This window comes from Limosilactobacillus difficilis, from assembly GCF_947387495.1.
GTDB classification, from domain to species: Bacteria; Bacillota; Bacilli; order Lactobacillales; family Lactobacillaceae; genus Limosilactobacillus; species Limosilactobacillus difficilis.
The window spans coordinates 17775-29543 of the sequence record NZ_CANDNU010000018.1 but is presented as its reverse complement, the minus strand read 5'-3'; the positions used below and the strand labels follow the sequence as shown (position 1 = coordinate 29543).

Sequence of the window (11769 nt, the reverse complement as noted above, 5' to 3'; positions counted from 1 at the left end):
ATTTGGTTATTAAACTAATTCTACCCGTTATGGGTTATTTTTTTAATTTATGTTGCACTTGAATTGTAAATTCTCAACTTAAAAAAACGATGCATTTTTTGAGGTTCACTGTCAAAATCAATACTGTACGTAATCGGTTTCATTCCGTGTGCTTTCATAACGTCTCGATAGGCTTGTTGACGAAGATAATCCAATTTGTTAAAAGTTCGAACACTGTCTGTGTGGATAATATGTTTAGCTCCTCTTTTGATCAATTCTTCAGTAGCTAATCTTCCACCAGTATAATTATCTGAACTAATATTTGGGATTGAAGAACGCAGATAACGATCAATTGAAACAATAGGTAGATTAGCATTTTGATATTCAGGTATCTGCCTTTGATGATTATGAGTAGCGATTACCAAGCCATCTACTTCTCTTGCCAAGAGTTCTTGAAGATATAATCTCTCTTTTTTAACATCATTTTCTGCATTGCCAATAAGCACCTTAAAACCGGCATTAAAAAAAGCGCGCTCCAATTGATACGTTAACTCACCAAAAAAAGGATTAGCTACACTTGGTACCAGAATTCCTATCACCTTTGTCTGCTGAGATTGCAACTGCTTTGCAATAACGTTTGGACGATAATTTAATTGCCGCATGGCATCTTCAACTTTGTTAATAGTTTTATTACTTAAATATCCTCGCCGATTGATAACACGAGATACCGTTGTCGGTGATACACCTGCCAATTTAGCAACATCGGTCATTTTTGGCTGTTTCATAATTATTACCCCACAGATAGACATCACTATATTTTTAGCAATTATGACAAAATAAAAGAACCTTGGGTAAGAAAGAACACCCAAGGTTCTAAAATATAATGCCCCAAACAGGAATACTATTCCTTGATATATCAACGTTTGCGGGCTGTTTTTCCGCACTTTTTCCGCAGATTCTCACAGTTGGGCCAACTTGTCGATGATTAGCGTATCATTTTTTGCCTTGTACTCATCAATCAAATATGAATACGTATTAAGCGTTACGGTGATGTTAGAATGACCTAGCCGCTTACTAATAGCGTAAACATCCACACCTTTTCCTAGCAAGTAGGCCACGTGAACATGACGTAATGAGTGGAAATGGAAGCCTTGCTTTTCTATCTTGCAATCACACATAATAGACCGTAAGCACTTGTTTAAAGCGGTGCCCGTTGGAACAGTTCCCAACACATTTTGAAATACCATCACGCTGTTATTGGCTTTTAAGTCTGCTAAGCAGTTCAGCAATTCCCGGTTAACTTTAATCGTCCGGTTGCTTGATTCTGTCTTAGTAGGTTTAAAAGCCTTTTTCTTTTCGTCCCAGGACTTGTTAACCCTAATGGTGGAATGCAAGAAGTCCACGTCTTTCCACGTCAACGCCTGGATTTCACTTTTTCTCATCCCAGTATAGATAGCCGTTAATATCATGTAACGGCTTGTATTATGGAACGACATCTTGGTTAAGACACCCGCTTTAAGGGTTTGCAGTTCCCTATTGGTCAAATACTCAACTTTCCGCTCCTGGGCCTTGCTATACACTAGCTTGACGTTATGGGTGAAGTCCTTAGTGATAATATCATCGTCAATCGCATAACCGACCGCTGACCGGATAGCATTGTTCAGTTTAGAAACACTATCCCGTGCATGGTCAGCACCATACCAGTTAATAAAGGCTTGGTAGTCTGACCGCTTGACGGCCCGCAGCCGGGTGTTACCCCAGTAGTTAGCTATCACGTTGCCGATGACCGTGTAACGGTTCTGGGTAATATCACTGATTCCGTCCTTTTCGTAAAGGTCGTACCAACGCTTATAATAGTCGGCTAGGGTAACGTCTTTTAATTGCTGATTAATAGCATTAAGTTTCTTTTCTAACGTAACAGCGGCTGCATTTGCTTCCCGTTTCAACTTGAAACAACCGGCCGATTTTTGCCGCCGCTTGCCGTCCTTGTCTCGCCACTCAGCAACGCCGTAGTAGCCGTTTTTACCTTTTCTCGTATAACTCATGTAAATACTTCCTTTCGTCCGCACAGCTCCCCAGCGTGGCTAATTGAAAGGACGTTTTTATGATGAGTGGGCCAGCCCGGACGTGTACCCGGTCTAGTCCATGATATGAAAATAAAGTAGTGTTAACGGTGCATTTATGAGTAGTGATAACAGTAGCAATAAAAGCGTTTGATTTTTTAACGCATTCACACGCAATTGAACGCTTTTAACGCAATTAACATCCCCAGCATTGAGGGGATGGACTACTACATAAAGCTGGCAGCGATTAACGGCTGCTACCTCAGAAAACCTCAGCTATATACCTGCTATATTCAGCTATCTAACTAGGCATATCAGCAGAAAGCAAAACAAATTAAAGCCAGTTATATCAAGGCTTAACACATACATGAAAAGAAAGCCGCAAGAAAAACATACGAAAAGTTACGGTTGCTTGTATCGATAACTAAAAGCCCGCATCAGTCTGGGCCTTAATTGTCTGATACTGTACATCTGGGTCACCCTCATACTGACCGGCGTCATTCCATTGGGTCATACGGTGGCCGTCAGTTGTGTATGAAACATATTCTTTGAAGTTAGCAGGAACATCAGCGGGACGTTGGTCTTGTCCATCATTATTAGAGCTATCAGCGGGCACATTTCCTTGTGTTTGCTGATTAGCATTGGATTGTTGAGTATTGGACTGGCTAACTGCCTGCTGACTTGCCTCACTGCTAGAACTGCTGGATTGCTTTTTACTGCTGCTGTTTTTCTTGTGGTGCTTGAGCACCTTACTAGAACTAGCCCGGCTTGAGCTTGTCGCCTTATGACTGGAACTATTGCCACAAGCTGCTAATGACATCCCCAATAGAGTAGCAGCACAGATTAAACTTAGCTTTTTCATTGTCCATTGCCTCCGTTGCTTCCCGCCATTTGATTTTGATAACTAGCTTGCTGTTCCGGTGTTAGGTTCTGATAGTAGACCTGCCAGTTATCGTAATCATACCGTTGGCGAGGCGTCATATTTTTCTTGTAAGAGTCACGATAAGCGTCCTCATCATAATATGACACAGGAATACCGTTTATTGACTGCTGCTGTCCACCATTAACAGTTTGACCATTATTACTCTTAGCAGTCTGGGCACTATTTGAGCCGTTAGCCTTAGCAGTCTGGGCACTATTTGAGCCGGTAGCCTTAGCAGCTTGAGCGACAGAGCCGGTATTATCATTCTGATTTTGGCTTGAACTAGAACTCCGCCGGTGGTGCTTAGTCTTATGGCTGCTGCTCTTCTTAGCTTTCAGACTAGAGTTTTCGGCCTTTAAGCTGCTGATTTTCGCTGAACTATTGTCTTTATGCTGACCACAGCCAGCAAGGCCGCCGCAGGCCAACACAGCAGCGCACAATAAAACCATCTTTTTCATAATTCATCCCCCCAATAGTAGCTTTTAACGTCAATCACGCTTGGACGTAACACTAATCAACAAATAGTCCATTTATTTTATTAAGTACTTGTAATAATTCTTTTTGATTTCCTGGACAAAATGTTGGAACGCCAGATGATATAAGTGGTTTTTTCCCAAGAAGAACATATGATAAATTACCGATTAATTTATAGAACTCTTTTAGATTCTTCTTACGTGTTTCACTATCACAATTAGCATTAGCATACGGCAGAATATTAGTAATAAAACCAAGCAAGTTACCAATAGCAATTGTTAATTCATCCTGTTCAGCATTAGTAAGATTAGTCTTATTGTTTTCAAAATCTAATATCCTCATTAAACTTTGACCGTAGACATTACTTTTAGAAACAATCTTTGATACATCAAATCCCTGTAAATAAGTAACCGGAACATCAAAAAAATCAGCCAATTTTAACCACGTTTCTAGTTTTGGCTCACGTTTTCCGGTTTCGTACCGGCTAATCGTATTGTTACCAACACCGATAGCGTCGGCAACTTGCTGTAAGGTTAGCCCCTTTTCTTTCCTTAGCTCCGCAATTCTATTGTGGGGCTTTTCGTTTTTACTCATATATATCACCCAAACAAATTTTAGCACTTATTCTCCCACTTTGGTATAAAATTATTGACATTCCCAAAACGGGAGAATAATATTATTACCGAAATGGGAGAAAAGGAGGCGGAATTCATGACCGAGTATTTAAGCTACCGGGAAGCAATGAACTACATGGGCTTCAAAACCCAAGACACTTTGCGAACCTACATCAAGCAAGGCTTACCCACCATTCAAGTAGGCAAGTCCAAGCGTATCAGCAAGTCTGATATTGATAAGTTCATGGCTGCCCATCGTGTAGTAGCAACGCAGGACAAATAAGGGGATGATTTTTAATGAACGATATTTATTTAGTGATTGCCGTTTACGACAAGAGCGACAAGGACACAGCAGTTTCACTATACGGAGCATTTCACAGCAAGAAAGAGGCCAAATCATACTGCGAATACCTGGCCGATTGCTTAACGGACGGGGATAAGTCACCGTTTTACATCAAACATATTAAAAATGCTTATCCCTATGAAACGCTAGTCATTGATGAGCCGGAGGACGTTTAGATATGACACCAGATATTTTATTCAATGTGATTATTAAGAACCGCAGCGCAGTGGTTAACAGCCGGGACGTGGCCAAAGTTTTTCATAAGCGGCACAAGAACGTTTTACAAAATATCGACCGCTTAAAAAACGACTGGAGTAATTTTACTGGGCTGAAAAATCAGCCCAGTACACTAAACCCAAAACTCAGCCCAGTAGATTTAGAAACATTGAGCCGGGTTAACAAAATGAAGTTTGATGAATGTTTCATCCCCGCATCCTATATCACCAAAGACGGGCGGACAGTTCGCTCATACGACATGAACCGGGACGGCTTCACCTTGCTAACAATGGGCTTCAATGGCCGCAATGCCCTAGCATTCAAATTGGCTTACATTTCCCGCTTTAATGACATGGAGCAGGAATTAACTAAACGGCGTACCTTGTACGATTTAGAAAAGCGTCTACGCAAACAGCTAACCGATTCCATTCAGCGATATTACGACGGCGATAATCTAGGGCGTGAGATTTTGCAATTAACCAACTTGCTATACATAGCAGCGGCAGGACATAACGCTTCAAAACTCAAACGTGACAGAGGCTTCGCCAAAGACGTTTCAGCCTTTGCAGAAGTCCTTACAAGCGACGAACGGGAAGCGTATATCGACACTGAAAATAAGTTGATTAGCTTATATACAAGCGGCGTTAATAGCTACCAGGAATTAAAAGACCGACTAATTAAACATTCAGCCTAGATTGGGGATGATTACGCATGGATATTGGGGTTAAATTGCCGCCAGAATTAGAGCGGGCCACTCGTGAGATGGTACAGAGCGCTATTGATCAAGTAGTGGCAGATACAAAAAAGGTCAACCACTGGCCAGAATACATGAACCAACGTCAGGCAGCTAAATACCTAGGAACATCCCCCGCTACCGTTATCAGGTGGGAAAAGGCAGACATTGGTTTCCCTACTATCACCATTGAGGGCAGTAAGCATTACAGCAAGGCGGCCCTTGATGAGTGGATGACTAAGCAGCAAACCCGGCAAGATTAAGCACAACTCCCCAGCGTGCAACGAAAGGACGTTAAACACCATGAAACTGTTAGCAACTATTGACCATCGTATATTGTCATTCTGGGACACGGCACCCGGTGAAAGGGTCTGGGCGTACCTGGCAACATTCGTACCACTAACCGCCCTTGCTTGTTCTATCATCAGTGAATTAATTGGAGGTTAAGCATATGCAACAACTAGATAACGAAGAAAAGAAAATATTGTCCCTACTGCCAAAAGGAATTGACCGGCCCCGTCCATTGCGTGAACTGGTCAAGCTGACCGGCTGGACTAACCGCAAGATTCGGGCCACTATCTACCGTTTAATTGTTGTACATCATCAGCCAATTGGCGCCGTGTACCAGCGTCCGGGCAATGGTTATTTCATCATCACCAACGATAAGGAGCGACAGCAAGCACTAGCGCCCCTCACATCGCAAATTGCCATGATGAGCAGGCGGGCGCAGGTAATTGGCAATGCAAAGTTAGTGAGTGAAGAATAATGTTTGAGAAAATAAAAAAGCCGCTAATGCTGGATAACTACCACATCAAACAGCATTAACAGGCTCAAAACTTAGATAAGGCGGTAACTAGCCCGCCTTGTCTATTCTATCATGAAGCGATTCAGTGGGGACATCCCCAACACAGAAAGGAATACGGCAATGAAAAAAACTAATCTTGATAAAGTTGAAGACACAAACATTACCCTTGAAACTGTTCTGGGGTTGGCACAGACGGTCAATGATTTAGTGTCGGACAATATCACCTTGCTGACTGATTACCCAAGCAAAAGCAATGGAGAGAAATACCAAGCCAACCGCCTGGCAACTAAATTGATGGCGTTGTCGACTGCTACCATTCAAGCTACGGAAAAGGCACAAGGCCAGGTAAATACGGCCGTGAAGTCACTTATGGAAGCTGGTGACCAGCAGTGACTGATAACTTTGATAAGCTTATGGCCAATTAAGTTACCCCAGTTTGGAGATGACCAGCAATGGATAAATTACAGAGCGCACTCAAATACGCAAGATTAGGCTATTCAGTGTTACCAATGAAAGGTAAACATCCCCTAATCAAGTTTGCAGACCGCCCGGCACTTACCACAGATCAGATAAAGAAATGCTGGAGTAAGTATCCAAACGCTAACGTTGCTTTACGCACCACTAACTTCTTTGTAGTGGATATTGATACGAAACAGGCACATGGCAAGGACGGGATGAAGTCCATTAAGCAGTTGCCGCAGGGGGTTATTTTGCCGACTAGAGCGCAGGTAACAGCTAGTGGCGGTTATCAAATGTTCTATATCAAACCACAGAATAGCCACTTAAAACAGGTGATTGGCCTACTTCCCGGTGTTGACATTAAGGCACACCCTAACAATTACGTGTTAGTACCACCATCAACAACGGAAAAAGGCAGTTACAGGTGGCTCAACGATAACGCACCGATGAAACACCCCAGCGCCCTACTCTTAGAAATGATAGCCAACTATCAACCACAGTCGACCAGGAAGCAGCATGGCAGCTATCGTCCCGGAAAGAAATGGACGGGCAGAGTGCTAGACAACATAGTTAAGGGCGCACCAGAGGGCCAGCGAAACGATTATTTGACCCGGCTATGTGGACAGATGATCTACGCTGGGGCAGATAGTGAAACCGTCTGGACGCTGATTAACTATGCTAACCAATTTAATACGCCACCACTAGAAGAACGGGAAGTCGGAAAGATTGTTGCTAGTGTATTAAAAGAGGAGTTGAGAAAGTGAGCAAAAAAAGACAGGCGTTAGACACTAATAACCCCGTAGTTAAGGGATTAGGGCTTAACGCCTTATTTAATGACCTGGACCAGCAGCGCAGCCAACAAACTACGCCACCAAAAACAATGAAAGAATTAAAAGCGCAGTTACAGCGAGATGGTGAGCGGTGGCGAGATAAGCATAAGAAAGAGCTTAAAAACGGGAATACTAAAATCTTTCATCCCTCACCACGCACAGTAGCGGATATTCTGGAGAGATACCTAAACTACGGAATTATTGCCAATGATGATGAAGAAATGGAACGGGGCCAGGTTTCGTTTTATGACCTGGACAGTGGGACATATAAGGCTAGCCAACGAACATTGGAAAAGCTTGCCACTTGTATTGAGCGTTCCTTAACCACCCGGCAGCTAGCAGAAATAAGACATTATCTGTTTTTAGATAGCCACCGTCTTACAGAAACCCGGACTAAATGGCTCATCCCCGTTAACAACGGTATTTACAATCAGCACACCCACAAGCTGGAGCCGTTCTCGTCTAAATACGTGTTCAGACACAAGATCATGACCAATTACAACGCCAATGCTACTGAACCATCATTCAATGGCTGGCAGTTGTCGGAATGGTTTCAACAGATCGCAGGTGGCGACCGTGACAAGCTGCTACTGTTATGGCAAACCATATCGGCAGTGGTTAACCCTAATCTGACCACCGACGTTGCCATTTTCCTAGTGGACAACGGACAAGGACGAACTGGTAAAAGTACATTTGAGCGACTACTGGAGAACCTAGTGGGCGCTGGTAATTACGGTTCATTGAAGCTAAAAGAGTTTGAAGATGATTTTAAGTTAGCAAGCGCCACTGGCAAGGCCCTGTTAATTGGGGATGATAATAACCCAAACGACTATAACCGGACCAGTGAGAATTTTAAGAGCGTAGCAACCGGAGAAAACATCCTCATCAACCCTAAAGGACTTACCCCATTTAACTACCGATTCAATAACTTCATTGTCCAGTCAATGAATGGTATTCCCCGTTTTAGTGATACTTCCGACGCCCTATTCAGGCGGTTCCGGGTAATCGTATTCGACCATCAATACAAGGCCACCGCAGCAAACAAGCGTATCAAGGATGAATACATCAAAGCCCAACGGCTGCTAGAGTTCGTACTTAAAAAAGCCCTTAGTATGACCCCAGACGTGTTACAAGACACCGCAGAAAGCCAGGAGATCATCAAGGACATCAAAGAGGATAACGACAGCGTAGATCACTTCATTGAGAACTATTTACCAGAGCTGGAGAGTACCCGCATTCCCGTTGCATTCCTGTTTAAGCTTTTCCTAGCTGCTATGGACTACGAGAATAACCCACAGAAGATAAAGCAAAACACCTTTACCCGTAGAGCTAAGCCATTAATGGCAGAAAAAGGATGGGAATATTCCAGGAACAATTTAGCGCCACGCCTTCATTGGGAAGCTAATGATATGAATAAGTTGAACGAACTAGATATTCACTACAAATACACCGTAAAGATTAACCCTAGCAAGTATCAGCCTCTTTTTAACAAGACCAACAAAGAGGACGATAAACCAACAGACAATTGAAGCTAGTTAGATTTTGTTGGTGCCTATAAATATTGATATATAAGTATTACAACACTAAAAACCAACATACCAACAAACCAACATAGATATATTGCATATAAAGGAAAATGCCTAAAATTAAGTGTTTTTTCTTATAAAGAGATTTTCCTATAAAAAATTGTTGTTTTGTCGGTATTGGCTTACAAACTCAGTAGTACCAACGGATTACGGCACCAACAAGCAATACCAACAGGCTATTTTTAACTGTTGGCTGTTGGTATAGGCGCATTGGGCACCCTATAAAAGGAAATGGCCAGGTACCATGTTCAGATTTTGCACCCTTAAAAGTAATGACAGATTAGTCGGACTATAAAAAGAGAGGATAATCATAGATGAAATTTAGGGATGAAATTTAACATCAAATACCCAATGTTAGTGGAGCAAGCATATAACCAACTGATTGCTACTGGTTTCAAGTCAAGCAAGGACAAGTTATATAAAATGCTTGTAGAAGAGGGGATGATTGATGAGCTAGGCAACCCTACACAGGCGGCAATTGATAGTGGCCTAGTCGAAACCGCTGGAGATAACCCTATTAAGCAATTCAAGGCGGAAAACCCGGTTATGGCCAACATCCCCGACCAGCATTTCAAGGTTGATAACGGCCGGATATTGATGGACTGTTTCGCAGTAAAAAAGGCTGCTACTACCGTGTTAAATGACCCGGAAGCAACGGCAGAACAACAAGAAAGCGCCCGGTATCTATTGGAACAAGTAGAGAGCCTGGACCATAACGAATGGCACTAACAGTAAAGGCGGCCTAACAGTGGACCGCCTTTTTATTTATTACTGATCGACGAAAACCAACATCCCCTAAATGCTGTTAAATCAGTAATTACAGGGATAACTGGTCTATACATTCGTTGGTAAAGGGGCAGAATTGTAGTTAATTCAGTAGCAAGTTAGAATGAAAAAGTAGACCGTGCGTTCGATATAGCGAACCTCGCTAAAAAATCGGGCAGTTTTAGAACGGATAGACAACAAGCAATATAATTTATCGTTCAACACTTAAAAGCGCTTAGAAGAGCTTACAGAGCTAAATAAGAATATATTCAGAAATGGAGTTGATGATATTGGGTTGGTATCGTGGGCGTTATGTTTTTAGTAGCCGCAACCTGGCACAGATGATGGCAGAAAGTAAAACAGACTATCATTTCAGAGTTCGCAACAAGGACCAGGCAGACAAAACGGTAATCAGTTTCGTGTATTCGGACCATGTGAAGAAAGACAGGCGTTTTTATAGTGCTTGTCGTGTTGTCTATGATCGTTACAAGGAATATTGCAAGCAGCAAGGACTGGAGCCGCTAACCAATCGACAATTTAAGCACAACATGGAGTTGCTAGGGTTCGTATACCAGAAGCACCATCGCTTTTATGCTGGATATTACAGCAACAAGGTTACGACAGCATACAAAAACATTGGCCTAATGAGTGACTGAATGTTTAGCTAAGTGTCCAATTTACTAATATTCGATAATCGTTGATATAACGGTATATCTACTCAAAAATGGACTGGTCAAAACTGGACATTATCGGGGACATTTGTAGTTGTTTGAATGCTAACAAATGCTAAACCTTGTTTGTGGTTTCGTAGTTAGATTGGCGGTGATAGCGTGAAATTATTCCATGAAATGGGAAACACTGGCAATTGTCGCAATCGTTGATTTAACGGCAATTATCATCTTAAAAGATTACCCAAAATTGCCGCCTTGTGGGGATGATCGTAGTTAAATTGATGATAAAAAGTGATGGGAAATGATAGGAATATTAGGCTTTTCGTAGTTAGCAAGCATTGTTCATACTTGAATGCTGACAAGTGCTGGTGTTACAGGCTTTACCACAACAAGCAGGAGCAATTAAAGGCAGTAAACAGCGCCTTATTGCTGCTAAGTTTGAACATGGAGGACCTACAAAAACCTCACATTATTAACGATTCGTAGTTAAAAGAATGTTGTTAAATGTTGGTGTTAAATCCTATAGCAATGGGAAACTTGACAAAACTTAACATTAAATCCTATATTGACGCTGATTACATAGTAAAGGCCACTACTCACAGGAATTACAGAGCGGTGGCCTTTATTCGATTAGGGGGATGATGATAAATGCTGCTTAATTCGTTTGATGATTATATGTTTTACAGCCTAGTGGCACATATCTTTCATGTTTCAATGACAACGGCCTACTGGACCACCAACACGATTACGGCTGGGATAATGATTGCTATTGTTCTGGTATGTTTGATTGAACGATAGCAATAAAAAAGCCCGTTGAATTAACAACGGACTAAAGATCGCACCAGGTGGCACGCCCTTCGATATAAAAAGAAACCAAATTTATTGTAATTGGAGTGATTGTCCCATGTCAACCATCCCCACAACTGGAGAAAAGACAGCTGCCACCGTCGCTAAGAACTATCTAAGACAATTCAAGGGCTGGCAACTAATATCGCTTAGAGTAAACGATAGCGACCCCAGAGCGACCGACCAGGAACAGTTAGAACATACAAGGGCCATATCTGAATTAAAGGCTAGGCAGCATATCGTTACCGCAGTTGGTAAGGTTGACCAGGCCAGCGGAATAATCTTAGATCAACGATTTATCAAGCGGCGCCGCACCAAAACGACACTGGCAGAGTTGGCAGCGAACCATTACCAGATTACAGAGGGCAACTTCTATCATCGACAACGTAAAGCCTTGTTGATGGCTTACAAGCTTATGCACTAGCTGGGGGATGGCTCAATTCTGACATTCCAGACACCCTAA

General features: G+C 42.3%; 16 protein-coding genes. 11 read left to right on the top strand and 5 right to left on the bottom strand.

The genetic code is table 11. The features are described from left to right. Window positions 1-47: 47 nt before the first annotated feature. The 5 genes from QOR82_RS05015 to QOR82_RS04995 all read right to left on the bottom strand — a co-directional run bounded on the left by QOR82_RS05015 (window position 48) and on the right by QOR82_RS04995 (window position 4032). Complete coding sequence (locus QOR82_RS05015) at window positions 48-764, bottom strand: LacI family DNA-binding transcriptional regulator (protein WP_283583678.1); 717 nt, start codon at window positions 762-764, stop codon at window positions 48-50. 174 nt (window positions 765-938) lie between these two features. Further along, window positions 939-2024: a site-specific integrase gene (locus tag QOR82_RS05010; RefSeq protein WP_283583677.1), complete on the bottom strand. Its 1086-nt coding sequence runs from the start codon at window positions 2022-2024 to the stop codon at window positions 939-941. 442 nt (window positions 2025-2466) lie between these two features. Next, window positions 2467-2904, bottom strand: coding sequence for a hypothetical protein (locus QOR82_RS05005; protein WP_283583676.1), 438 nt, complete (start codon window positions 2902-2904; stop codon window positions 2467-2469). Beyond that, window positions 2901-3422 (bottom strand): LptM family lipoprotein, encoded by a 522-nt coding sequence (locus QOR82_RS05000; RefSeq protein WP_283583675.1) that lies wholly within the window; start codon window positions 3420-3422, stop codon window positions 2901-2903. The genes QOR82_RS05005 and QOR82_RS05000 overlap by 4 nt, the downstream gene beginning before the upstream one ends. Before the next feature lie 52 nt (window positions 3423-3474). Further along, window positions 3475-4032, bottom strand: a complete 558-nt coding sequence (locus QOR82_RS04995; RefSeq protein ID WP_083487226.1) for a helix-turn-helix domain-containing protein — start codon at window positions 4030-4032, stop codon at window positions 3475-3477. Between the two features lie 117 nt (window positions 4033-4149). Here QOR82_RS04995 and QOR82_RS04990 point away from each other — a divergent pair, with 117 nt between their 5' ends. From QOR82_RS04990 to QOR82_RS04940, 11 genes are all read left to right on the top strand, one after another. Continuing rightward, on the top strand, window positions 4150-4335 hold the full coding sequence (locus QOR82_RS04990; protein ID WP_283583674.1) for a helix-turn-helix domain-containing protein: 186 nt from the start codon (window positions 4150-4152) through the stop codon (window positions 4333-4335). A 14-nt stretch (window positions 4336-4349) separates the two neighbouring features. Then, a complete protein-coding gene (locus QOR82_RS04985) occupies window positions 4350-4571 on the top strand; it encodes a hypothetical protein (RefSeq protein WP_283583673.1) in 222 nt (73 codons plus the stop codon). A 2-nt stretch (window positions 4572-4573) separates the two neighbouring features. Beyond that, window positions 4574-5305, top strand: coding sequence for a Rha family transcriptional regulator (locus QOR82_RS04980; RefSeq protein ID WP_283583672.1), 732 nt, complete (start codon window positions 4574-4576; stop codon window positions 5303-5305). Window positions 5306-5322: 17 nt separating this feature from the next. Then, the gene (locus QOR82_RS04975) at window positions 5323-5607 is read left to right on the top strand and encodes a helix-turn-helix domain-containing protein (protein ID WP_283583671.1); all 285 of its coding nucleotides are present in this window, start codon (window positions 5323-5325) and stop codon (window positions 5605-5607) included. A 188-nt stretch (window positions 5608-5795) separates the two neighbouring features. After that, the gene (locus QOR82_RS04970) at window positions 5796-6110 is read left to right on the top strand and encodes a hypothetical protein (protein ID WP_283583670.1); all 315 of its coding nucleotides are present in this window, start codon (window positions 5796-5798) and stop codon (window positions 6108-6110) included. 159 nt (window positions 6111-6269) lie between these two features. Then, window positions 6270-6542: a hypothetical protein gene (locus QOR82_RS04965; RefSeq protein WP_283583669.1), complete on the top strand. Its 273-nt coding sequence runs from the start codon at window positions 6270-6272 to the stop codon at window positions 6540-6542. A 59-nt stretch (window positions 6543-6601) separates the two neighbouring features. Then, window positions 6602-7372, top strand: coding sequence for a bifunctional DNA primase/polymerase (locus QOR82_RS04960; protein ID WP_283583668.1), 771 nt, complete (start codon window positions 6602-6604; stop codon window positions 7370-7372). After that, window positions 7369-8967 carry a DNA primase family protein gene (locus QOR82_RS04955; RefSeq protein WP_283583667.1) on the top strand — a complete coding sequence of 533 codons (1599 nt, stop codon included), beginning with the start codon at window positions 7369-7371 and terminating at the stop codon, window positions 8965-8967. The genes QOR82_RS04960 and QOR82_RS04955 overlap by 4 nt, the downstream gene beginning before the upstream one ends. Window positions 8968-9351: 384 nt before the next feature. Then, window positions 9352-9753 (top strand): hypothetical protein, encoded by a 402-nt coding sequence (locus QOR82_RS04950; RefSeq protein WP_283583666.1) that lies wholly within the window; start codon window positions 9352-9354, stop codon window positions 9751-9753. A 326-nt stretch (window positions 9754-10079) separates the two neighbouring features. Then, a complete protein-coding gene (locus tag QOR82_RS04945; protein WP_283583665.1) occupies window positions 10080-10445 on the top strand; it encodes a primase-like DNA-binding domain-containing protein in 366 nt (121 codons plus the stop codon). A gap of 919 nt (window positions 10446-11364) precedes the next feature. Beyond that, entirely contained in the window at window positions 11365-11730 is a 366-nt protein-coding gene (locus tag QOR82_RS04940) for a hypothetical protein (RefSeq protein ID WP_283583664.1), read from the top strand. The last annotated feature ends 39 nt before the right edge of the window (window positions 11731-11769 follow it).

Bases quoted from the DNA above. Each gene is read 5' to 3' on its own strand.
- QOR82_RS05015 (WP_283583678.1), bottom strand. From the start codon at position 764: ATGAAACAGCCAAAAATGACCGATGTTGCTAAATTGGCAGGTGTATCA.
- QOR82_RS05010 (WP_283583677.1), bottom strand. From the start codon at position 2,024: ATGAGTTATACGAGAAAAGGTAAAAACGGCTACTACGGCGTTGCTGAG.
- QOR82_RS05005 (WP_283583676.1), bottom strand. From the start codon at position 2,904: ATGAAAAAGCTAAGTTTAATCTGTGCTGCTACTCTATTGGGGATGTCA.
- QOR82_RS05000 (WP_283583675.1), bottom strand. From the start codon at position 3,422: ATGAAAAAGATGGTTTTATTGTGCGCTGCTGTGTTGGCCTGCGGCGGC.
- QOR82_RS04995 (WP_083487226.1), bottom strand. From the start codon at position 4,032: ATGAGTAAAAACGAAAAGCCCCACAATAGAATTGCGGAGCTAAGGAAA.
- QOR82_RS04990 (WP_283583674.1), top strand. From the start codon at position 4,150: ATGACCGAGTATTTAAGCTACCGGGAAGCAATGAACTACATGGGCTTC.
- QOR82_RS04985 (WP_283583673.1), top strand. From the start codon at position 4,350: ATGAACGATATTTATTTAGTGATTGCCGTTTACGACAAGAGCGACAAG.
- QOR82_RS04980 (WP_283583672.1), top strand. From the start codon at position 4,574: ATGACACCAGATATTTTATTCAATGTGATTATTAAGAACCGCAGCGCA.
- QOR82_RS04975 (WP_283583671.1), top strand. From the start codon at position 5,323: ATGGATATTGGGGTTAAATTGCCGCCAGAATTAGAGCGGGCCACTCGT.
- QOR82_RS04970 (WP_283583670.1), top strand. From the start codon at position 5,796: ATGCAACAACTAGATAACGAAGAAAAGAAAATATTGTCCCTACTGCCA.
- QOR82_RS04965 (WP_283583669.1), top strand. From the start codon at position 6,270: ATGAAAAAAACTAATCTTGATAAAGTTGAAGACACAAACATTACCCTT.
- QOR82_RS04960 (WP_283583668.1), top strand. From the start codon at position 6,602: ATGGATAAATTACAGAGCGCACTCAAATACGCAAGATTAGGCTATTCA.
- QOR82_RS04950 (WP_283583666.1), top strand. From the start codon at position 9,352: ATGAAATTTAACATCAAATACCCAATGTTAGTGGAGCAAGCATATAAC.
- QOR82_RS04940 (WP_283583664.1), top strand. From the start codon at position 11,365: ATGTCAACCATCCCCACAACTGGAGAAAAGACAGCTGCCACCGTCGCT.